Genomic DNA, 20,133 nt, shown 5'->3' on the forward strand with positions numbered 1-20,133 from the left:
GCTTCCGCGAGGAGGCGCCCCGGTTCGTTTTCCGGGGTACGGGGTGTTGGCTACGCGGCCAGACCCATGGCCTTCAAATCGTCCTCCACCGTGCCGATCGGCATGATGTTGTAAGCGTCCACCAGCACCTTCAGAACCGCGGGCGTGACGAAGGCCGGCAGCTTCGGGCCGAGGCGGATGTTCTTCACGCCCAGATGCAGAAGCGCCAGCAGGACGGCCACGGCCTTCTGCTCGTACCAGGAAATCACCAGCGACAGCGGCAGGTCGTTGACGCCCACGCCGAAGGCGTCGGCCAGCGCGAGCGCGACCTTCACGGCGGAATAGGCGTCGTTGCACTGGCCCATGTCGAGCAGGCGCGGCAATCCGGCGACGGTGCCCAGATCCTGGTCGATCACCCGGAACTTCCCGCAGCCCAAGGTCAGCACCACCGAATCGCGGGGCAGGGCCGCGGCCATGTCGGTGTAGTAGCTGCGCGCGCTCTCCGCCCCGTCGCAGCCGCCGATCAGGGTGAAGTGGCGGATGGCGCCGCTCTTCACCGCCTCGACCACCGGACCGGCGACCCCCAGCACGGCGTCGTGGTGGAAGCCCACGGTGTGGCGGCGGTCCGGCGACTCGTCGGTGAAGCCTTCGGCCTCGAGCGCCGCCGCGATGACGGGCGCGTAGTCGTGGCCGGCGATGTGGGTGACGCCCGGCCAGGCGACGAGGCCGGAGGTGAAGATGCGGTCGGCGTAGCCCGGCGCCGGCTGCTGGATGCAGTTGGTGGTCATCAGGATGGCGCCGGGGAAGGCGTCGAACTCGCCGCGCTGGCGCTGCCACGCGCCGCCGTAATGGCCCACCAGATGCGGGTATTTCCTCAGGGCCGGATAGCCGTGGGCGGGCAGCATCTCGCCGTGGGTGTAGACGTTGATGCCGGTGCCCTCGGTCTGCTTCAGCAGCTCTTCCAGATCCTTCAGGTCATGGCCGGACACCAGGATGGCCTTGCCCTTCACATGGCCCATCAGCACCGGGGTCGGCACCGGATGCCCATAGGCCCCCGTGTTGGCGCCGTCCAGCAGAGCCAGCACCGACACGCTCATGGCGCCGGTGCGCAGCGACAGCTCCAGCAGCCCCTCGACGGTCGGCGTGTCCTCGGCCAGCGCGGCCAGCGCCTCCTCCGTGAAGGCGTAGACCCCCTCGTCCTCCCGGCCCAGCAGGCGCGCGTGGCAGGCGTAGGCTGCGGCCCCCTTCAGCCCGTACATCACCAGCTCCTGCAACCCGGCAAGGTCGGCGCCGAGCGCGGCGATCCGGCGGTCGATGCTCACCGCGCGGCCCTGGGCGATCAGCCCGTCCAGATCCGCGGCGGGCACCCAGGCGGCGGGGCCGGTCAACGCCTCGGGACAGCGCTCCGCGAGGAGGGCGCGCAGATCGTCGCGCAGGGTCGCGGCGGTGCGCAGCAGGGTTTCCAGCCGGGCCGGGTCGAAATTGACGTTGGTGACCGTGGTGAACAGGGCGTCCAGCACGAAGACGTCCGCATCGTTACGGCGAATCCCCATCTTGCCCAAACGATGTGCATACTGCGAAATTGCCTGGGCGGCATGGACCAGCAGGTCCTGAAGAGCGGCGGTGTCGGGGGGCTTGCCGCAGGCCCCCTGGACGGTGCAGGCGGTGCCTCTCGTGGTCTGTTCGCACTGGTAGCAAAACATGGGGCTGTCTCCCGCTGGATGCGTGTTCCGTTTCGTTCCGCATCCTTGGGGCGTCGAAACGAAGGAGGGCTTGACCAAGGTCAAGCCGGACGGCACGGAACGGCAATCGCTGGTGCGGCGGAATGTCCCGTCCACGGGGCGTCCGCGCCGGGATTGTGGGGCCGGGCCTGTTGGGGGAGGTGAAGAGGTGAGGGAAGGGATGAAGAACGATCCGCCGGGTTTCCGGCCCCAGGACGCCGCGACGCTGCGGTCCAACGCGCTGTTCGGGCGCCTGCCCGACCGGTCGCTGGAGCTTCTGGTCAGCACCGCGCAGGTGCGCACGGTGCCGCGCGGCACCACCCTGTTCGTGCAGGACGAGGACGCCGACCGCTTCTTCGCGCTGCTCGACGGCTGGGTGAAGCTCTACCGCCTGACCCGCGACGGGGCGGAGGCGGTGGTGACCATCGTCGCCCCCGGCGAGACCTTCGCCGAGGCGGCCATGTTCGCCAGCGGCAAGTTCCCGGTCTGCGCCGAGGCGGTGGCCGATTCGCGCGTCATGACCCTGACGGCGGAGGGCTTCGCCCGCTGCCTGCGCGAGGACGACCAGATCGCCTTCGCCATGCTGGGGTCCCTGTCGGTGCGGCTGCGCCACCTCGTCCAGCAGATCGAGCAGTTGCAGGTCCAGCCGACGGCGCAGCGGGTCGGCAGCTTCCTGCTGCGCTTCTGCCCGGAAGGGTCGGGGGCGGCCAGCTTCGCCTTGCCCTTCGACAAGGCGCTGATCGCGCGGCGCCTCGGCATGCAGCCGGAAACCTTCTCCCGCGCGCTGGCGAAGCTGCGCGGCATGGGGGTGGAGACGCAGGGCGGAACGGTGTCCGTCGCCGACCTGGACGGGCTGCGCCGCTTCTGCAACGCCGACCTCGGCAAGGGCTGAGGGGCAAGGGCTGAGGGGCAAGGGCTGAGGGGCAAGGGCTGAGAGGACCGGCGCCGGGCGCGGCGGAACCAGGATGGGATGCATTCCGAGGTTGTCGTCGCTTCCGGCCGCTTGCCGATGAAGGGTTGTGCCGGGTCGCAGGAGCATGTTCACGCGCGGCGGCGCTGTGATATCGTCCCGCGACCGGAAGCTGCGGACGGCGCGGAGGGAGTTCGATGAGCGACGAGTTTCTTTTCGCCGACGACGAGCCGGGAGTGGAGTCCGAGCCGGCGAAGGAAGCGGCGCCGGAGCCTGCGGACCCCTGGATCATCCTGATCGTGGACGACGACCCGGCCATCCACGCCACCACCAAGATGGTGCTGCGCGGCTTCACCTTCGAAGGCCGCCCGGCGCAGTTCCTGTCCGCCGGCACCGCGGCGGAGGCGCGCAGCCTGCTGGAGCAGAACCCGGCCATCGCCGTGGTGCTTCTGGACGTGGTCATGGAATCGGACGACGCCGGCCTGCGGCTGGTGCGCATGATCCGCAACGAGCTGAACAACCGCCGTGTGCGCATCATCCTGCGCACCGGCCAGCCGGGGCAGGCGCCGGAACGCGACGTCATCCTGAGCTACGACATCAACGACTACAAATCGAAGACGGAGCTGACGGCGCAGAAGCTGTTCACCTCCGTCGTCGCCGCGCTGCGCGGCTATCAGGACATCACCGCCATCGAGGACCACCGCCGGGGGCTGGAGCGCATCCTGGACGCCTCCTCCGCCCTGCTGGACAAGCGGACCATGGCGGAGTTCGTCTGCGGCGCGGTGTCGAAGATCGCGGAGATCTGCCCGCCCTGCGACGGCATCGCCCTGTGCAGCCGCTGGACGGAGGAGGAGACCGGCACCGTCGCGCGCGAACCGCTGGTGCTGGGCGCCGGCGGCATCCACGCGGCGGCGGAAGGCAAGCCGGTGCGGGCCGCCCTGCCGGCGGAAGCGGCGGAGGCGGTGGCCCAGGCGCTGGCCGACGGGCGCAACCGCTACGAGCGGGAGCGCAGCCTTCTGGTCTTCCGTTCCACCTCGCGGCACCACGACACGGTGTTCCACATCAGCCACCGGCGCCCCCTGACGGAGGACGAGCGGAGGCTGCTGGAGGTCTTCTGCTCCAAGGTCGCGGTCGGCTTCGACAACGTGCATTTGTACGAGGAGCTGACCGCGCTGAACCGCAACCTGGAAAGCCAGGTGATCGACCGGACCCGCGAACTGGTCGCCGCGACCGAGGCGGCGGAGGCCGCGCGGTCCGAGGCGGAGGCCGCCAACCAGGCCAAGTCGCTGTTCCTGGCGACCATGAGCCACGAGATCCGCACCCCCATGAACGGCGTCCAGGGCATGCTGGAATTGCTGGAATACACGCCGCTGACCCCCGAACAGCGGGAGCTGGTCTCGGTCGTGCGCGATTCGGCGGGGGCGCTGCTGACCATCATCAACGACATCCTGGATTTCTCGAAGATCGAGGCCGGGCGGCTGGACCTGGAGCGCGCCCCGGTGTCGCTGTCCGCGGTGGTGGAGGGCGTGGCCGAGACGCTGGCCCCGGCGGCGCGGCAGAAGGATCTGGCGCTCGTCACCTACGTCGATCCCGACCTGCCGCCGCTGGTCATGGGCGATTCGGTGCGCATCCGGCAGGTGCTGTTCAACATCGCCGGCAACGCCGTGAAGTTCACCCCCTCCGGCTCGGTCCGCATCCGGGCGGAACTGGCGCGGTTCGAGGACGGGCGGGCGACCATCCGGATCGCCGTCACCGACACCGGCATCGGCATTACCAAGGAGGCGCAGGCCCACCTGTTCCGCCCCTTCACCCAGGCGGAGGCCTCGACCACCCGGCGCTTCGGCGGGACCGGCCTGGGGCTGTCGATCTGCCGCCGTCTGGCGGAGCTGATGGGCGGCGCGGTCGGCGTGACGAGCGAGCCGGGCCGCGGCTCCACCTTCTGGTTCACCTTCAACGCCGATCTCGCCCCGGACGGCGACGCGGGGGCCGTCGCCGCCCCGCCGCTGGCCGGCCTGTCGGTGCTGCTTCTGGCCGCCGACGCGGAGGAGCGCCAGTTCCTCGCCCGCTACCTGAACACCGACGGCGCCCTGCTGATGGACGCGCCGGACGCCGCGGCGGCGATGCGGGCTCTGCCGCCCGGCACGCCCTGCGACGTCGTGCTCACCACCGCGGAGGAGGATTTGCGGGCGCTGGACGCCGCGGCTCCGAGGCTGGGGCGCGGGCGGGTGCTGCTCGGCGGGAGCGGCGGCGCGGCGGACGCGGTCGCCATGGCCCGCCCGGTGCGCCGCGGTCATCTGGTGCGCGCCGTGCTGGCCGCCGCGGGCCGTGGGCCGGGGGTGGAGGCCGAGGCGGTCCACCCCTCACCCGCACCGGCCACGCCCTCCGCGCCGGAGGGGACGGCGACCCCGCCGCGCATTCTGGTGGCCGAGGACCATCCGACCAACCGGCAGGTGATCCAGCGGCAGCTCGCCCTGCTGGGGCAGACGGCGGACATGGCGGAAGACGGCGCCCAGGCGCTCGCCCTCTGGCGCAAGAGGGATTACGCGCTGCTGCTGAGCGATTGCCAGATGCCGGAGATGGACGGGTTCGAGCTGACCCGCCGCATCCGCGCGGAGGAGGAGTCCGGCGGACGCCCCCGCCTGCGGATCGTCGCGATCACCGCCAACGCCATGGCCGGCGAGGCCCAGCGCTGCCTGTCCGCCGGGATGGACGACGCCTTGTCGAAGCCGGTGGAGATCGGCCAGTTGCGCCGCCTGCTGGACCGCTATCTGCCGTCCGGTGCCGCGCCCGTACAGGAGGATGAAGTTCCCTCAGCGCCGGAGACGGCGGGGGATGCCGCTTCCTCCGCTGGCCCTCCCATTGATGTGGGCGTTCTGGCGACGCTGTTCGATGGGGACATGGAGTTCGTCGCGCAACTGCTGCAGGAGTTCATCGTCTCCAACAGCGCCAGCCGCGACCGACTGGTCGCCGCCCACGAGTCTGGGGATTGGGACGCCGTGCGGCAGGCCGCCCACAAGCTGGCCGGGTCCTCCCGCACGGTGGGAGCGCGCGATCTGGCCGAGGTGAGCGACGCCATCGAGCTGGCCTGCATGGACCGGCGGCTGGACGGGATCGGCGCGCTGGTCGCCCGCGCCGACCGGGAACTGGGCCGCGCCGCCGCCTTCATCCGCGGCATGGCGCCGGTTTAGCGAACCGGCGCCCACCTTACCCTTCCGTCAGGCGGCCATCGGCTGCAGGCCGCGGTCGCGGACCAGCGCGTCGAACCGCCGCCGGAAGCCGGCCTTCGCGTCGTCCGGCAGTTCGAACCGGACGTGGCAATTGTGGGCGTCCACCATCACCACGCTGAAGGGCAGGGGGATGCCGATGCTCTCGATGTGCAGCGTGCCGCGCGTGCCGTTCGCGGCGCCGTCCCAGACATGCAGCGCGGCGCCGCTGGGCGACAGGTTCTGCAGACGGCAGGTCCGGCTGCCGGCGGGCGTTTCCGCACGGACGGGCAGGTCCAGCGCATAGCGCGCCTCGCGCCGCCGGTCCACCTCGGTCATGGAGGTGCGGACGACGCGGACCAGGATGCTGCGCAGATCGTCGATGCTGCCCGCCACCTCTTCCGCGAAACTGCGCACGTCGGTGGCGCGGTCGCCGGTTGCCTTGGCCTCGCCCGACACCTCGGCGATCCGGTGCGACACCTCCCGCGCGGCATCGGCGGTCTGGTTGACGTTGCGGCTGATTTCCTGGGTGGCGGCCCCTTGCTCCTCCATCGCGGCGGCGATGGCGGCGGCCACCTGATCCACCTCGGCGATGCTGCCGATGATGGTGGAGACGGCGCCCACGGCGTTCCCGGTCGCCGCCTGGATGCTGGCGATCTGGGTGGCGATGTCCTCCGTGGCCTTGGCGGTCTGGCTGGCCAGGTTCTTCACCTCGCCCGCCACCACGGCGAATCCCTTGCCGGCCTCGCCCGCGCGGGCGGCCTCGATGGTCGCGTTCAGAGCCAGAAGGTTGGTCTGGCTGGCGATGTTCTGGATCAGTTGGGCGACGTCGCCGATCTTCTGGACGGTGTTGGAAAGGGATTGGATGGTGTCGCGCGCCTGATCGCCCTTCTCCACGGCGCTGCGGGTGATGCTGCTGGCCTGGGCGACCTGGGTGCCGATCTCCTGGATGGAGGCGGCCAGCTCCTCCGACGCGGCGGCGACGGTCTGGGCGTTGCGCAGGGCCTGCTCCGCGGCGGCGGCCACGGACTGGCTGTTCACCCCGACGGCACCCGCCGACCGGGCCATCGCCTCGGCGTTGGAGCCCATGTGCCCGGTCTGCTCGGCCACGCGGTCCACGGCGTTGCGGGTCTCGCGCTCCACCGTCTGGGCCATGTTTTCCAGCGCGTCGCGTTTGGCGGCCTCGGCCTCCTCGCGCTGGCGTTCCTGCTCCTGGCGCATGCGCAGGTTCTCCAGCCCGTTGGCCTTGAAGACCTCCACCGCGCGGGCCATCTCGCCGATCTCGTCGCGCCCGCCGGTCGCCGGGACGGCGGTGCCGTAGTCGCCTGCGGCGATGCGCCGCATCGTCTCGGTCAGGCGGTCCACCGGCCGCACGACGCGCAGCAGCACCGCCGCCATGCCCAGCGCCATCATCGCGGCGCCGATCGCCAACAGCACCTGGGAGGTCGTGCTGGCGGCGGCGTGGGTGGCCTGAGCCTCCGCATAGCGCTCGCCGGCGACCCGCACCTGAAGGTCGATGAGCTGGCTGATGCGGTCGGTGACGGGGTCGATGGTCTGGTACAGCTCGCTCTTCACGAAGGCATCGAGCGCGGCGGCGTCCCGGCCCGACAGAATGCGGATCAGCCGTTCCACCGCGGCGTCGGCCTTGGCCATCTCCGGCTTGATACCGGTCACCAGAGCCGCCTCTTCCGGGTTGAGATAGGTGCCCAGATAAGCGTTCCAGCGCTCCCGGATGTCGTCCTTGGCCTTGCGGACGGAGGACAGGCTCTCGTCCCAGGTGAAGTTGCCGTTGCGGGCCTTGTGCGAGGCGTCGACGACGAAGACCGCGTAGGCGTCGGAGATGACCTTCAGGTCGCGCAGGGGCAGAACGCGGTCGTCATGGACGGTGCGGAGATTCTCGTTCGCGACGTCGAGCGCGCGCAGCCCGACCAGATCGCTGATTCCCAGCAGTGCACCCAGCAGGCCGAAGACCGAAAGCAGGACGAATTTGATAGTGAGTCGCATGCAATGCTCCCCGCGGGGTGCTTCTTCCCCGCCTGTTTTTTGAACGCTTGGGAGCGGAAACCTAGGTCTGAAACTGTAAATAAAAAGAAAAGACCGCTATCGGCATTTCGCGATACGATGTCATAGATGCGGGAGTGCATAGCGGTCTTTGGCATTCTGCCTATTTTCTAGTCATTCATTTCGGCTGGCTTTGCCGCTGTGTTGCAGGGTTTTAATGAACCTTCACCTCATTGCCATGATCGCGGCGATAGATGTGCACATGGTAGGCGGCCATCGGATTGCCCCGGACATAGTCCACGAGACGGCGTTCCATCTCCGGCGTGGCGTTGCGGATCAGCATCTGCCAGACCGGTTCCATCGTGGCGCGCCGGGTCTCGTCGTGGGGCAGCATGATGAAACCCGCCCATTCCGGCCGGAAATCGGACAGATAGCTTTCGGCGTAATGCCGCATCATGGACGGATCGTTGACGTTGACCGTTTCCATGTTCTCGAAGCAGACACGAAGCTGCATGTCCCGTCTCCCTCGTTCCACAGGTCCCGATACAACGGATATGAGCAGCCTCCGGCCCTTCCGCATCGGATCGGTGGCCGAAAAACACGGCGCGGGCAGGGAGAGGTCCTTGCGACGAAGAAACCCCTCCCCGCGGAAGCGGGAAGGGGTTCTAGTCATGGCGGATAGGAGAGGGAGACGACCGGCGGACCAGCGGCGAAGGCCGTAAGTCCGGCGGTGCGTTCCTCAACCGAACTTATAACTGATGCCGTAACCGCCCCGCGGGTAGTCCCACTGAATATTTTCCTTGTCCTGGCAGACCACGCGGCAGGTGCCGCATTCCAGGCAGCCATCGGTGGCCAGCGTCACGCTGCCCGTCTCGTTCTTGGTGTAGCAGGCCGCCGGGCAGCAGACGGTGCAGGCCTGGGACGCGCAGGACTTGCAGACCGCGTCGTTGCGGATCTGGATGTGCGGACGGCTCTCGTCCACGATGTAGCGGTTCTGGTACAGCTTCTCTTCGATCTTGACCATGATGCTCATCGCACGGCCCTCACCAGCTTGATTGCGTCGCCGACCAGCCCCATGATCGAGCGCTTCCTGACGAAGGACTTCATGATTTCCTTTTCCTTCGTCTTCTTGTCCACGCTGTCCACGGTGAACCAGTTGTGGGCGGCGGCGGTCAGCGTGTCGGGATAGGCGCCGAAGAACTGCTTGTTCTCGTGCATGATGCCCGGCAGGTTCCGGTACTTCTTCAGGTCCTTCATGATGAAGCTGTCGTCCAGCTTCTTCTTGTAGGCGGCGAGGTTGGCGGCGTTGAAGGGCTTGCCGGCCTGCTTCAGCGCGATCACCGTCTCCGCCGCCATGCGGCCGGACGCCATGGCGAGGTTGGAGCCCTCGCGGTGGGCGGCGTTGTTGAAGTGGGCGGCGTCGCCGACCACCATCCAACCGTCGCCATAGAGCTGCGGAACCGCCTTGTAGCCGCCCTCGGGGATCATGTGGGCGGCGTATTCCTTCATCTCCGCCCCTTCGATCAGCGGCTTGATGACGGGGTGGTTCTTCAGGTCCTCCAGCATCTTGTAGGGCGGGATGGCGCCCTGCTTGAAGTCGGAGATCAGGCAGCCGATGCCGATCGTCAGCGATTCCTTGTTGGTGTAGAGGAACGCCGTGCCGACCATGCCCTTGGTCACCTTGCCCATGATCTCGATGACCACGCCCTCCTCGTCCTTCAGGCCGAAGCGCTGCTGGATCAGTTCGGGATCGATGAACAGGATCTCCTTGACCGCCAGCGCGACGTTCTGCGGCGCCAGCTCCTGCTGGAAGCCGGAGCGGCGGGCCAGCAGGGCGTTCACGCCGTCGGCCATGATGACCACGTCGGCGTGGATCTCCCCGCCCTCGCGGTCGGTGCGCACGCCGATGACCTTGCCCGACGCGTCGCGGATCAGCTCCGTCACCGTGGTCTCGCAGATCTGCAGGCCGCCAGCCTCGCGGATCTTCTCCGAGAACCACTTGTCGATGTTGGCGCGGATGATCGTGTAGCGGTTCGGCTTGTCGGTGTTGAAGGCGTCCGACCGGTAGTTGGTGCCGATGTAGTTGTCGTCGCCGAGCAGCCAGATGCGCTGTTCGATGATGTGGCGCTCGGTCGGGCAATCCTCGCGGAAGTCCGGGATGATCTTCTCCAGCTCGGCGGCGTACATGATGCCGCCCTGGACGTTCTTGGCGCCGGGATACTCCCCGCGCTCGAGTTGAAGGACGCTGAGGCCCTGCTTGGCCAGCGTGTAGGCCGCCGCGTTGCCGGACGGGCCGGCACCGATGACGATGGCGTCGAACTTTTCGACCATGTCCTGTTGGCTCCTGTTCGTCCGGTTGCTTAGCCGGCCAGCCGGTTGACCGAGAGGCGCTTGCCGAAAGCGTCGGTCAGGGCCGGCAGGATGGTCAGCGCGTCGCCGACCAGCCCGAGATGGGCGAAGTCGAAGATCGGCGCGTTGGGGTCGGTGTTGATGGCCAGGATCAGGTCGGACTTCTCCATGCCGACCCGGTGCTGGATGGCGCCGGAGATACCGGCGGCGATGTAGAGCTTCGGGCGCACCGTCTTGCCGGTCTGCCCGACCTGCCGGTCGAAGCCGGTCCAGCCGGCCTGGACCAGCGGACGGGTCACACCGACCTCGCCGCCCAGGACCTTGGCGAGGTCGAAGGCCAGCTTCAGGTTCTCCGGCTTGCCCAGCCCCTTGCCCCCCGCGACGATGATGTCGGCGAAGGCGAGCTGCGCCTCGTTCTGCTCGCGGTCGGCGATGAAGCTCAGCACCTTGGTGACGACGTCGTCCTCGCGCAGCACCGGGAACACCTCGACCACGCGGCCGGTGCGGCTGTCGTCGCGGTCGGGCATCGACATCACGCGCGGGCGCACCGTGGCCATCTGCGGGCGGTAGGCCAGCGTCTGGATGGTGCACAGCAGGGTGCCGCCGAAAGTCGGGCGGGTGGCCGCCAGCGACCGGTTGTCCATGTAGATGTCCAGCTCGGTGCAGTCGGCGGTCAGGCCGGTGGCGAGCGTGGTGGCGATGGCCCCGGCCAGGTCGCGGCCCAGCGTGGTGGCGCCCAGCAGCACGATTTCCGGCTTGTAGGTGTTGACCACCTCGGTCATCACCCGCGTGTAGGGATCGGTGCGGTAGTCGGCCAGGACCGGGTCGGTCACCTTGTAGACGACGTCGGCGCCGTAGGTGAAGGCGTCGCCGCAGATGGCGTTCAGTTCCGGGCTGTCGGCGCCCAGCACCACGGCCCCCACCTCGACCCCCAGCTTGTCGGCGAGCTTGCGGGCCTCGCCCACCAGCTCCCACGACACGGAATGGACGGAGCCGCGCTCCTGCTCCACGATCACCCAGATGCCCTTGTATTCCTTCAGGTGCTCGGGCAGTTGGAACTTGCGTCCCTGCGGCTTGCTTGGTTCGCTCATCGGGATGTCTCCGGCGGAGGATTCGTCAGGAACGGCGCGTCAAGGCCAGCGCGTCACAGGCCGGCGGCGCGGGCGAGCAGCTCGTCGGCGAGTTTCGGCTGGGCGCCGAGGATGGCCTCCACCGCGGCGGCGGCCTGTGCGTCCGGCGTGGCGGCCTCGGCTTCGATCATCGTCGCCTTCTGGGCGCGCGGCTTCGGCACGAAGACCTTCGACACGACGGTGGGCGAGCCCTTCAGCCCGACCTTCGTCTCCTCGGCGCCGGTGGTGTCCTTGCTCCAGGTCTTCAGGCCGTAGCGGGCGGCGCGGAACAGGTCGTCCATCTTGCCGAAGCGGATGGTGTTCGTGCCTTCCAGCATGGTGATCATGCAGGGCAGGGCGGTCTTCAGCACCTGCACGCCGCCTTCGGAGCGGCGGTGCACGACGATCTCCCGCGCGCTCTCGTCGATCGATTCGATCTTGGAGATGTAGGTGAGCTGCTGGAAGCCCAGCCGCGTGGCGATGCCCGGCCCCACCTGCGCGGTGTCGCCGTCCACGGTCTGCTTGCCGCAGAAGACCAGATCGACCGGCTCCTCCTCCGACAGCTTCCGGATGGCGGAGGTCAGGGCGTAGGAGGTCGCCAGCGTGTCCGATCCGGCGAACTTGCGGTCGGTCAGCAGCACCGCGTCGTCGGCGCCCAGCGACAGCGCCTTGCGAAGCGAGGTTTCGGCCATCGGCGGCCCCATGGTCAGGACGGTGACGCGGGCGCCCACCTTGTCCTTGATCCGCAGCGCCTCCTCCAGCGAGAAGAGGTCGAAGGGGTTGATGATGGCCGGGACGCCCTGACGCATGATCGTGTTCGTCACGGGGTGGATGCGGATCTGGGCGCTGTCGGGCACCTGTTTGATACAGACAACGATGTGCATCCCGGTCTCCTTGGCGTTCCGCCGCCTGTCGCGCGGCGTGGCTATGGTGCTACCAGCAATCGGCGTGCCAGTCTTGTGCGGGTGCGGTAATGTATTGAATTATATGAATAATCCTGTTGTTGCGAGATTGTCGCAAAAACGACAAAGGAAACGGGTGTCGGTTTCTCAACAGGGTGCGGCCCCGGCGGCGCTGGCGGACGGGCCGGGGCGGGGTGTAAGCTGCGGGGCATCATGACGGCCTCCGCGTCCCTTCCCGAAATCCTGTCCGACGCCGTCCGCCGGCACCAGTCCGGCCAATTGGACGAAGCCGCGGCGGCCTATGCCCGCATCCTGGAGGCGCAGCCGCTGCACCCCGACGCCCTGCATCTGCTGGGGGTGGTGCGCGCCCAGACCGGGCGTCCGGGAGAGGCGGTCGTTCTGATCGCCCAGGCCGCGGCGTTGAATCCGGCCTCTGTCGCCTACCGGACAAACCTGACAAAAGCCGCGCGCGCCGACGCGGGCATCGTTGGAGCGGCCTTTCTGAGGGCGGGCGACGGCCTGTTCGACCATGGGCGTCCCGACGCGGCGGCGGTCTGCTACCGCGTGGCGCTGGCCTTCTGCCCGGACGACGCCGTGGTGTTGGGCAACCTCGCCCAGGCGCTGCGCAACGCGGGCCGCGCGGCGGAGGCGGTGGCGCCGATGGGCCGGGCCGCCCGGCTGGACCCCGAAGACCGGCAGGTCGCGGCGTTGCGGGCGGGTCTGCATGCCGCGCTCGGCGATCATCTGACCGCGGAAGCTGTCTTCCGGGCGCTGGTGGACAGCCGGCCCGAAGACCCCGCCGCCCGGCTGGGGTTGGCCGACGCCGTGAAGTGCTCGGGGCGCTTCGCGGAGGCGATGGCGCTGTACCGGCGGACGCTGGCTTTGGAGCCTGCGAACGCGACGGCTCACTTCAACCTGGGGGTCACCGCCAGCGACTGCGCCCTCGGTCAGGCGGCGATCGATGGCTTCCGGCGCGCCGTCCGGCTGGCGCCCGATCATGTGGACGCGCGGTTCAACCTGGGCTGCCAGCGGCTCGCCGCCGGGGACTGGGACGAGGGATGGCGGGCGTTCGAGTGGCGGCTCCGGCGCGGCGTTCCGGTTCCCGACCGGGGGCAGCCGCGCTGGACCGGGGAACCGCTGGAGGGGCGGAGCGTCCGGCTCTACGCGGAGCAGGGGCACGGCGACGGCATCCAGTTCATCCGCTACGCGCCTCTGGTCGCCGCGCGCGGCGGACGGGTGGTGGTGGAATGCCCGGCGCCGCTGGTGACGCTGTTCGAAACGGTGGCGGGGGTGGCGAGCGTCCATCCGCTGGGCGAGGCGCCGGACACCGACCTTCAGTGCCCGCTGATGAGCCTTCCCTTCGTCTTCGGCACGCGGCTGGAGACCCTGCCGGCGCGCGTTCCCTATGTGACGGCCGATCCGGCGCGGGCGGCGCGCTGGCGGGCGCGGATGGGCGACGGGGCGGGGCTGCGGGTCGGGCTGGTCTGGGCGGGCAACGCGCAGTTCCGGGGGGACCATCTGCGTTCACCCGGTCTGGCCGCCCTGCGCCCGCTGCTGGAGGTGCCGGGGGTGCGCTTCGTCGGGCTTCAGGTGGGGGAGGGGCGGGCCGACCTCGCCCGCGTTCCGGTGCCGGACACCCTGTGCGATCTGGGCGGCGAAGTGATGGACTTCGCGGACACCGCCGCCGTCATGGCGAACCTGGACCTGGTCATCGCGTCCTGCACCGGGTCGGCCCATCTGGCCGGCGCGCTGGGCGTGCCGGTGTGGGTGCTGCTGGCCCACGCGCCGGACTGGCGCTGGATGCACGGGCGGGAGGACAGCCCATGGTACCCCACCGCCCGCCTGTTCCGGCAGCGCCGTCCCGGCGATTGGGCGGAACTGGCGGCGCGCGTCGCCACGGCCCTGAGGGAGCGGGCGGCGGCCCGCCCCTTCTGACTCCGTCAGCCCGGCAGCAGGGTCAGCCCGGCAGCAGGGCGTCCAGCGGGACGAAGCGGTCGGCCATCCGGCGGGCCTCCTCCTTGTGGACCTTGAAGGTCTTTTCCGCGATGGCGTTGGACACCACGAAATCCTGGTAGGCGCGCTCCAGATGGGCTTGGTAGCGGGCGGCCATGCCCTCGTCGTCCAGGGCGTCCAGGCCGTTGTCGGCGGCCAGATAGTCGTGGAAGCGCTGGAGGATGTGCAGGCGGTTCACGTTGACCACGCGCTGCTCGTAGGTGACGCCGAGAAAGCGCAGGAAATCCTCCGCGGTTTCCAGATCCTCCAGATCGTCCTTGAAGCTCATGGCGGGCGTCCTTTCCCTTGGGATGCGGTGTTGGTCAGATGACGTAATGATCGGCGTGGTTGCGGGCGTCGTGGTTGCCGCAGGAATCCTGGTCGCAGAGGTTGCCGCAGCTCCGGCAGACAATGCCGTCGAGCGGCGGATCGTCCAGCCGGATGGCGCCCAGCGGGGCAAGGTTCGCGGCGTCTTCCGCCGCGTGGGCTTCCAGCCGGGCCTCGATGCGGTTGATGTGGTCGATCAGGCAGGCGATGGCCTTGCCGACCGGGTCGGGCATCAGATGGTGGTCGAGGTCGATGCCGTGGGCGGCCAGCCGGTCCTGGGTGTCGGTTCGGCGCTGGGTGTCGGTTTGGCGCTTGGTGTCCGGGCGGACGACGCGGCCCGGGATGCCGACCACCGTCATGCCGTCCGGGACGTCCTTGGTCACCACGGAGTTCGCACCGACGCGGCCGTTGGCGCCGATGGTGATCGGCCCCAGGATCTTGGCCCCGGACCCGACCAGCACCCCGTCGCCCAGCGTCGGGTGGCGCTTGCCCTTGGTCCAGGAGGTGCCGCCCAGCGTGACGCCGTGATAGATCGTCACGTCGTCGCCGACCTCCGCCGTTTCGCCGATGACGACGCCGGCCCCGTGGTCGATGAAGAAGCGTCGGCCGATGGTGGCGCCGGGGTGGATGTCGATGTTGGTCAGCGCGCGGGCCAGATAGGACAGGAAACGCGCCGGCCAGCGCAGCCCCCGCCTCCAGGCGGCGTTGGCCAGCCGGTGGATCGCCAGGGCGTGGATGCCGGGGTAGCAGGTCAGCACGTCGAAGAGGTTGCGCGCCGCCGGATCGCGGTCGAAGACGCAGGCGACGTCCTCGCGCATGAGGCGCCACAGACCGGGCTCCTTCATGTCCAGGCTCGAATGGGCGTCGATGGCGGCCATGGGGTCCTCCGGATCACGAGGAGACGCAGCTCCAGCGCCGGGCGTCGTCGTGGAAGGCGACCAGCTCCTCCGCCGTCGGGGCGCGCTTGGCGCGGGTGGCGAGCGCACGCACCCGCGGCAGCACCGCCTGGGCGGTGGCGTCGTCGCAGGCGATGCCGAGCTGGCCGTAGGCCATCTTCACCGCCGCCGTACCGGAATGCTTGCCCAGCACGATGCGGTGCTCGCGCCCCACCTCGGCGGGGTCGAAATTCTGGTAGGTGGCGCGGTCGCGCAGCAGCCCGTCCACATGGATGCCGGCCTCGTGCGTGAAGACGGCATCGCCGACGATGGATTTGTTGACCGCCACGGGCCGGTTGGAGGCGCGCTCCACGAGGTCGGAAATCGCGCTCAGCGCGCGGGTGTCCACGCCGGTGTGCAGCCCGTAGAGCACCTTCAGCGACACCACCACCTCCTCCAGCGGGGCGTTGCCGGCGCGCTCGCCCAGGCCGTTGACGGTGGTGTTGACGTGGGTCGCCCCGCCCAGCACGGCAGCCAGCGAGTTGGCGTTGGCGAGGCCGAGATCGTCATGGGAGTGGATCTCGATCTCCAGATCGGTGGCCCGGCGCAGCCGCTCGATGCAGGCGCGCGTCTGGAAGGGATCGAGCACGCCCAGCGTGTCGGCGAAGCGGAAGCGGCGGGCGCCGGCCTCCTGGGCCACGGTCGCGGCGGCGATCAGGAAATCCATGTCGGCGCGCGAGGAGTCCTCGCCGCCCAGGCTGACCTCCAGCCCATGGTCGCGGGCCGTCTTGACCTTGCGTTCGATTTCCGACAAGGCCCAGGCACGGCTGCGCTTGAGCTTCTTGGTGATGTGGATGTCGGAGACGGGCATCGACAGGTTGACGAAGCCGACCGCGCAATCCAGCGCCGCCTTCAGGTCGGCGTCGTGCATGCGGCACCAGACCATCAGCCGGGCCTTCAGCCCTAGAGCGGCGACGGCGCGGATGCCTTCGCGCTCCTCCGGACCCATGGCGGGGATGCCGATCTCAAGCTCCGGCACGCCGGCCTCGTCGAGCGCGCGGGCGATGGCGATCTTCTCGTCGAGCGTGAAGGCGACCCCCGCCGTCTGCTCCCCGTCGCGCAGCGTCGTGTCGTTGATGATGGTGGAACCGGCCATCGGCATAGGGTGAGCCTCTGCGAATGTGTCGCGGTGATTGCCCCCTCCCTAGCTCTCCCCCGCTTCGCGGGAGAGGGGACTGCCGCCGCTCCGCCCCCTCCACCGCGACAGCGGGGGAGGGATGGGGAGGGGGCAGGAGGGTGTTGGTCGCAGACCGGGCCGGGGAACCGCGTCCCGGAGGGTGTCGTCGGGCGGGTTGCCGGGGCGCGGGCCCGGCCCGGCCTGCGATCTCGGTGTTGCGAATAGATATTTTTACGAATAGACCGGCGCGAACTCCTTCGGCGCGCCCGCCTGTGACCAGTAGGGCGACAGCGAGCGCAGCTTCGCGATGATGCCGGGGACCACCGCGATCACCCGCTCGATCTCCTCCTCGGTCGTCTCGCGCGACAGGGAGAAGCGGGTGGCGCCGTGGGCGGCGGTGTAGGGAACGCCCATCGCCCGCATCACATGGCTCGGCTCCAGCGACCCGGAGGTGCAGGCCGACCCCGACGAGGCGGCGATTCCGGCCTCGTTCAGCAGCAGCAGGATCGCCTCGCCTTCGATGTACTCGAAGGCGACGTTGCAGGTGTTGGGCAGCCGGTTGGCCGGGTTGCCGGTGACGAAGCAGTTCGGGACGGCAGCCAGGATGGCCTGCTCCAGCTTGTCGCGCAGGGCCTTCACCCGCGTGTTCTCGTCCGTCATGTGCAGGAGCGCGAGCTGTGCGGCCGCCCCCAGCCCGACGATGCCCGGCGCGTTCTCCGTGCCGGCGCGGCGCGAGCGCTCCTGGTGGCCGCCGCGCAGCATCGGGCGGAAGCGCAGGCCGCGCTTGACGTAGAGCGCGCCGATGCCCTTGGGGGCGTGCAGCTTGTGGCCGGACAGCGACAGCATGTCGACCGCGCTGTTGGCGAGCGTCATCGGGATCTTGCCGACCGCCTGCACCGCGTCGGTGTGGAACACCGCCCCAACGGCCTTGGCGAGCTGGGCCAGCTCCTCGATCGGGAAGATCGTCCCGGTCTCGTTGTTCGCCCACATGATGGAGACGATGGCGACGTCCGGCGACAGCGCCGCCTTGTAGGCGTCCAAGTCCAGGTTGCCCTGGGCGTCCACGCCGATGCGGTGGACGGTGTAGCCGCGCTTCTTCTCCAAATAGTCGCACAGCGCCAGGACGGCGGGATGCTCGACCACGCTGGTGACGATGCTCGTCTTCTTCGGGTAGGCCTCAAGCGCCGACAGGATGGCGGTGTTGTCGCTCTCCGTGCCGCCGGAGGTGAAGACGATCTCGCTGTCGTGGGCGGCGCCGAGAAGCGCCTGCACCTGCTTGCGCGCCCATTCGATCTTGCCGCCCACCGCGGCGCCGAAGCCGTGCATGGAGGAGGGGTTGCCGAACTGCTCGGTGAACAGGGGCAGCATCTCCGCCAGAACGTCCGGATCGACGCGGGTGGTGGCGTTGTTGTCGAGGTAAATGCCCTGTGCGGTCATGGCTCAGGCCCCCGCCGGCAGGAGGGAGGCGGGCTTGACGCGGACGAATTCGCCCAGCGCCTCGACCAGCTTGGCCTGCACGCCCATCATGGTGCCGGCGGACTGCGAACAGCCGGAGCAGGCGCCGGTCAGGCGGACGTAGATGTCCTTGCCGTCGATGTCCACCAGTTCCACGTCGCCGCCGTCGCGCTGGATTTGCGGGCGCAGCTCCTCGATGGCGACCATGATCTTCTGCATGCGCTGCACGTTCGTGAGTTTCGCCGGAGCTGCCGGGGCCTCGGCCTTCGGGGCCAGCGGCTTGATGGCGTCCAGACCGACCGTGCCGGGGGCGTGGGCCTTGGGCGGGGCCAGCGCGCCGGTCTTGGCGAGCACGGCCTCCAGAACCTCCTCGATCTTCTCGTGGCAGGTCTGGCAGGAGCCGCCGGCCTTGGTGTAGTGGGTGACCTCCTCCAGCGTGGTCAGGCTGTTGACGGTCACCGCGCGCTCGATCATCGCCGCGTCGATGCCGAAGCACTTGCAGACCAGTTCGCCTTCCTCGTGGTCGTCCACCCACTCCTCGCCCTTGAAGTTGGCGATGGCGGCGCGGAGCGCCTCGGCGCCCATGACCGAACAGTGCATCTTCTCCGGCGGCAGGCCGCCCAGATACTCGGCGATGTCGCGGTTGGTGACGGCCAGCGCCTCGTCCACCGTCTTGCCGATGATCATCTCCGTCAGCGCCGACGAGGATGCGATGGCCGAGCCGCAGCCGAAGGTCTGGAACTTCGCTTCCTCGATGATCTGGCTGTCGGGGTTGACCTTCATCATCAGCTTCAGGGCATCGCCGCAGGTGATCGACCCGACCTCGCCCACGGCGTTCGCCTCATCCAGCGCGCCGGCGTTCTTCGGGTTGAAGAAGTGTTCCTTGACCTTGTCGGTGTAGTTCCACATGACGCCTTGCCTTTCCCGACGTTATCGGGTGGGGGGAGAATGTTCGGAGTTAGTGCGTGGTGCCGCAGCCGCCCGACGCCGGCGCGGAGGAGCAGCTTCCCCCCGGACCCGCCGAGAAGGACTTGCCGCAGCCGCAGGTGCTGCCCGCGTTGGGGTTGTCGAACTTGAAGCCCGCGCCTTCGACCCCTTCGACGAAATCGACCACCACGCCGGTCAGGAAGGGCTGGCTGGTCGGATCGACGAAGATCGTCACCGGGCCGAAGGTCAGCACGGCGTCGTCGTCGCCCGCCGCGGCCTCCAGCCCCATCTGGTACTTCATGCCGGCGCAGCCGCCGTCGGCCACCGCGATGCGCAGGCCGGCCGCGGCGCCGCCGGACTTCGCCAGCACGCGCTCCAGGGTGTTCACCGCCGCATCCGTCAGGGTCACCATGTCTGCCGCCTCCAAATGCTCCGTCGGGCATGCCGACCGATCCTGGCTCTGAAAAAGCAAGCAGCGTGCCAATTGCTAAGATATTGATTTTCCCGGATTGTCAGGTGGGTGGGCTGGCGCGTTCCCGACAATTGTCGGATCGGTCTCATGTCGGGTTTGCGACACCTGCGACGAAAGGACGCACAATTTGTTTATGGGCTTTCGGGAAATCCGCAGTCGGCCCATACAGGATCGTCGGTCGGGCGCACAGTGTCGGAAAACAGCGGCCTGACAACCAAAGATGGGGACGGGCGATGGACCGGCCGGTCGAACTGCGGATGTCCAACGGGCGCATGGCCTTCGGCGACGTGCCGGAACACATCGACGAGAAACTGCAGGAGGCGGTGAAGGCCCGCCCCGACCCCGCGGCTTGCGAGGCGCTGCTGTGGGAAGCGCACCGGATGGGGCCGCGCGTGCTGCCGGTCTTCTACGCGCTCTACAAATTCTACTTCAACAGCAAGCGCTTCGCGGACGCGGAGCGGGTGGCGACGATCGGGCTGGACGCGGCGGCGCGCGAAGGCGGCTATCCCGGCGACTGGCGGAGCCTGCGCGCGGACAGCGCGGACTGGGCAAAGGAAGGGCCGCCGCGCTTTACCCTCTTCACCCTGAAGGCGCTGGCCTTCATCACTCTGCGCAGCGGGCGGGTGGCGGAGGCGGGCGCGATCCTCGCCAAGCTGGCGGAAATCGATCCGCGGGATCAGGTGGGCTACGGCGTCATCGCCGCGTTGGCGAAGGGGCTGGACGGCGACTGACGG

General features: G+C 69.1%; 17 protein-coding genes. 4 read left to right on the top strand and 13 right to left on the bottom strand.

The features are described 5' to 3' along the window. Nucleotides 1–50 precede the first annotated feature (50 nt). Entirely contained in the window at nt 51–1,682 is a 1,632-nt protein-coding gene (gene hcp / locus DS843_RS11005) for a hydroxylamine reductase (RefSeq protein WP_149468934.1), read from the bottom strand. A gap of 199 nt (nt 1,683–1,881) precedes the next feature. Between hcp and DS843_RS11010 the strand changes: the two genes are divergently transcribed. Both DS843_RS11010 and DS843_RS11015 read left to right on the top strand, forming a co-directional pair. Next, complete coding sequence (locus DS843_RS11010) at nt 1,882–2,592, top strand: Crp/Fnr family transcriptional regulator (protein ID WP_149468935.1); 711 nt, start codon at nt 1,882–1,884, stop codon at nt 2,590–2,592. Nucleotides 2,593–2,807: 215 nt separating this feature from the next. Next, complete coding sequence (locus DS843_RS11015; RefSeq protein WP_149468936.1) at nt 2,808–5,798, top strand: DUF3369 domain-containing protein; 2,991 nt, start codon at nt 2,808–2,810, stop codon at nt 5,796–5,798. Between the two features lie 27 nt (nt 5,799–5,825). Here the strand turns inward: DS843_RS11015 and DS843_RS11020 are convergent, their stop codons facing one another. The 6 genes from DS843_RS11020 to DS843_RS11045 all read right to left on the bottom strand — a co-directional run bounded on the left by DS843_RS11020 (nt 5,826) and on the right by DS843_RS11045 (nt 12,156). Continuing rightward, nucleotides 5,826–7,817 (bottom strand): methyl-accepting chemotaxis protein, encoded by a 1,992-nt coding sequence (locus DS843_RS11020; protein ID WP_149468937.1) that lies wholly within the window; start codon nt 7,815–7,817, stop codon nt 5,826–5,828. Nucleotides 7,818–8,028: 211 nt separating this feature from the next. Continuing rightward, entirely contained in the window at nt 8,029–8,328 is a 300-nt protein-coding gene (locus tag DS843_RS11025; RefSeq protein ID WP_149468938.1) for a hypothetical protein, read from the bottom strand. Between the two features lie 225 nt (nt 8,329–8,553). Then, on the bottom strand, nt 8,554–8,847 hold the full coding sequence (locus DS843_RS11030; protein WP_149468939.1) for a ferredoxin family protein: 294 nt from the start codon (nt 8,845–8,847) through the stop codon (nt 8,554–8,556). Further along, nucleotides 8,844–10,145 (bottom strand): FAD-dependent oxidoreductase, encoded by a 1,302-nt coding sequence (locus DS843_RS11035; RefSeq protein WP_149468940.1) that lies wholly within the window; start codon nt 10,143–10,145, stop codon nt 8,844–8,846. Before DS843_RS11035 ends, DS843_RS11030 begins: the two co-directional genes overlap by 4 nt. Before the next feature lie 29 nt (nt 10,146–10,174). After that, nucleotides 10,175–11,254, bottom strand: a complete 1,080-nt coding sequence (locus DS843_RS11040; RefSeq protein WP_149468941.1) for an electron transfer flavoprotein subunit alpha/FixB family protein — start codon at nt 11,252–11,254, stop codon at nt 10,175–10,177. 53 nt (nt 11,255–11,307) lie between these two features. After that, entirely contained in the window at nt 11,308–12,156 is an 849-nt protein-coding gene (locus DS843_RS11045) for an electron transfer flavoprotein subunit beta/FixA family protein (RefSeq protein ID WP_149468942.1), read from the bottom strand. Nucleotides 12,157–12,387: 231 nt separating this feature from the next. Here DS843_RS11045 and DS843_RS11050 point away from each other — a divergent pair, with 231 nt between their 5' ends. Then, nucleotides 12,388–14,109, top strand: a complete 1,722-nt coding sequence (locus DS843_RS11050) for a tetratricopeptide repeat protein (RefSeq protein WP_149468943.1) — start codon at nt 12,388–12,390, stop codon at nt 14,107–14,109. Nucleotides 14,110–14,131: 22 nt separating this feature from the next. Here the strand turns inward: DS843_RS11050 and nifW are convergent, their stop codons facing one another. From nifW to DS843_RS11085, 6 genes are all read right to left on the bottom strand, one after another. Continuing rightward, on the bottom strand, nt 14,132–14,455 hold the full coding sequence (gene nifW, locus DS843_RS11055; RefSeq protein WP_149468944.1) for a nitrogenase-stabilizing/protective protein NifW: 324 nt from the start codon (nt 14,453–14,455) through the stop codon (nt 14,132–14,134). A gap of 34 nt (nt 14,456–14,489) precedes the next feature. After that, nucleotides 14,490–15,371: a serine O-acetyltransferase gene (gene cysE / locus DS843_RS11060; RefSeq protein WP_149468945.1), complete on the bottom strand. Its 882-nt coding sequence runs from the start codon at nt 15,369–15,371 to the stop codon at nt 14,490–14,492. Between the two features lie 13 nt (nt 15,372–15,384). Next, nucleotides 15,385–16,524 carry a homocitrate synthase gene (gene nifV, locus DS843_RS11065; protein ID WP_167525266.1) on the bottom strand — a complete coding sequence of 380 codons (1,140 nt, stop codon included), beginning with the start codon at nt 16,522–16,524 and terminating at the stop codon, nt 15,385–15,387. 252 nt (nt 16,525–16,776) lie between these two features. Beyond that, nucleotides 16,777–17,982 carry a cysteine desulfurase NifS gene (gene nifS, locus DS843_RS11075; protein WP_149468948.1) on the bottom strand — a complete coding sequence of 402 codons (1,206 nt, stop codon included), beginning with the start codon at nt 17,980–17,982 and terminating at the stop codon, nt 16,777–16,779. 3 nt (nt 17,983–17,985) lie between these two features. Beyond that, entirely contained in the window at nt 17,986–18,909 is a 924-nt protein-coding gene (nifU, locus tag DS843_RS11080) for a Fe-S cluster assembly protein NifU (RefSeq protein WP_149468949.1), read from the bottom strand. A gap of 49 nt (nt 18,910–18,958) precedes the next feature. Beyond that, nucleotides 18,959–19,339, bottom strand: a complete 381-nt coding sequence (locus DS843_RS11085) for a HesB/IscA family protein (RefSeq protein ID WP_149468950.1) — start codon at nt 19,337–19,339, stop codon at nt 18,959–18,961. Between the two features lie 293 nt (nt 19,340–19,632). Between DS843_RS11085 and DS843_RS11090 the strand changes: the two genes are divergently transcribed. Continuing rightward, complete coding sequence (locus DS843_RS11090) at nt 19,633–20,130, top strand: hypothetical protein (protein WP_149468951.1); 498 nt, start codon at nt 19,633–19,635, stop codon at nt 20,128–20,130. Nucleotides 20,131–20,133 lie beyond the last annotated feature (3 nt).

It is taken from the genome of Roseomonas genomospecies 6 (genome assembly GCF_008365375.1).
Lineage (GTDB): Bacteria > Pseudomonadota > Alphaproteobacteria > Azospirillales > Azospirillaceae > Azospirillum.

Excerpts from the sequence above, each read along its gene's own strand:
- nifW (WP_149468944.1), bottom strand. The coding sequence starts at position 14,455 with ATGAGCTTCAAGGACGATCTGGAGGATCTGGAAACCGCGGAGGATTTC.
- DS843_RS11030 (WP_149468939.1), bottom strand. The coding sequence starts at position 8,847 with ATGAGCATCATGGTCAAGATCGAAGAGAAGCTGTACCAGAACCGCTAC.
- DS843_RS11090 (WP_149468951.1), top strand. The coding sequence starts at position 19,633 with ATGGACCGGCCGGTCGAACTGCGGATGTCCAACGGGCGCATGGCCTTC.
- hcp (WP_149468934.1), bottom strand. The coding sequence starts at position 1,682 with ATGTTTTGCTACCAGTGCGAACAGACCACGAGAGGCACCGCCTGCACC.
- nifV (WP_167525266.1), bottom strand. The coding sequence starts at position 16,524 with ATGGCCGGTTCCACCATCATCAACGACACGACGCTGCGCGACGGGGAG.
- DS843_RS11010 (WP_149468935.1), top strand. The coding sequence starts at position 1,882 with ATGAAGAACGATCCGCCGGGTTTCCGGCCCCAGGACGCCGCGACGCTG.
- cysE (WP_149468945.1), bottom strand. The coding sequence starts at position 15,371 with ATGGCCGCCATCGACGCCCATTCGAGCCTGGACATGAAGGAGCCCGGT.
- DS843_RS11020 (WP_149468937.1), bottom strand. The coding sequence starts at position 7,817 with ATGCGACTCACTATCAAATTCGTCCTGCTTTCGGTCTTCGGCCTGCTG.
- nifS (WP_149468948.1), bottom strand. The coding sequence starts at position 17,982 with ATGACCGCACAGGGCATTTACCTCGACAACAACGCCACCACCCGCGTC.
- DS843_RS11045 (WP_149468942.1), bottom strand. The coding sequence starts at position 12,156 with ATGCACATCGTTGTCTGTATCAAACAGGTGCCCGACAGCGCCCAGATC.
- DS843_RS11050 (WP_149468943.1), top strand. The coding sequence starts at position 12,388 with ATGACGGCCTCCGCGTCCCTTCCCGAAATCCTGTCCGACGCCGTCCGC.
- DS843_RS11040 (WP_149468941.1), bottom strand. The coding sequence starts at position 11,254 with ATGAGCGAACCAAGCAAGCCGCAGGGACGCAAGTTCCAACTGCCCGAG.
- DS843_RS11035 (WP_149468940.1), bottom strand. The coding sequence starts at position 10,145 with ATGGTCGAAAAGTTCGACGCCATCGTCATCGGTGCCGGCCCGTCCGGC.
- nifU (WP_149468949.1), bottom strand. The coding sequence starts at position 18,909 with ATGTGGAACTACACCGACAAGGTCAAGGAACACTTCTTCAACCCGAAG.
- DS843_RS11025 (WP_149468938.1), bottom strand. The coding sequence starts at position 8,328 with ATGCAGCTTCGTGTCTGCTTCGAGAACATGGAAACGGTCAACGTCAAC.
- DS843_RS11085 (WP_149468950.1), bottom strand. The coding sequence starts at position 19,339 with ATGGTGACCCTGACGGATGCGGCGGTGAACACCCTGGAGCGCGTGCTG.
- DS843_RS11015 (WP_149468936.1), top strand. The coding sequence starts at position 2,808 with ATGAGCGACGAGTTTCTTTTCGCCGACGACGAGCCGGGAGTGGAGTCC.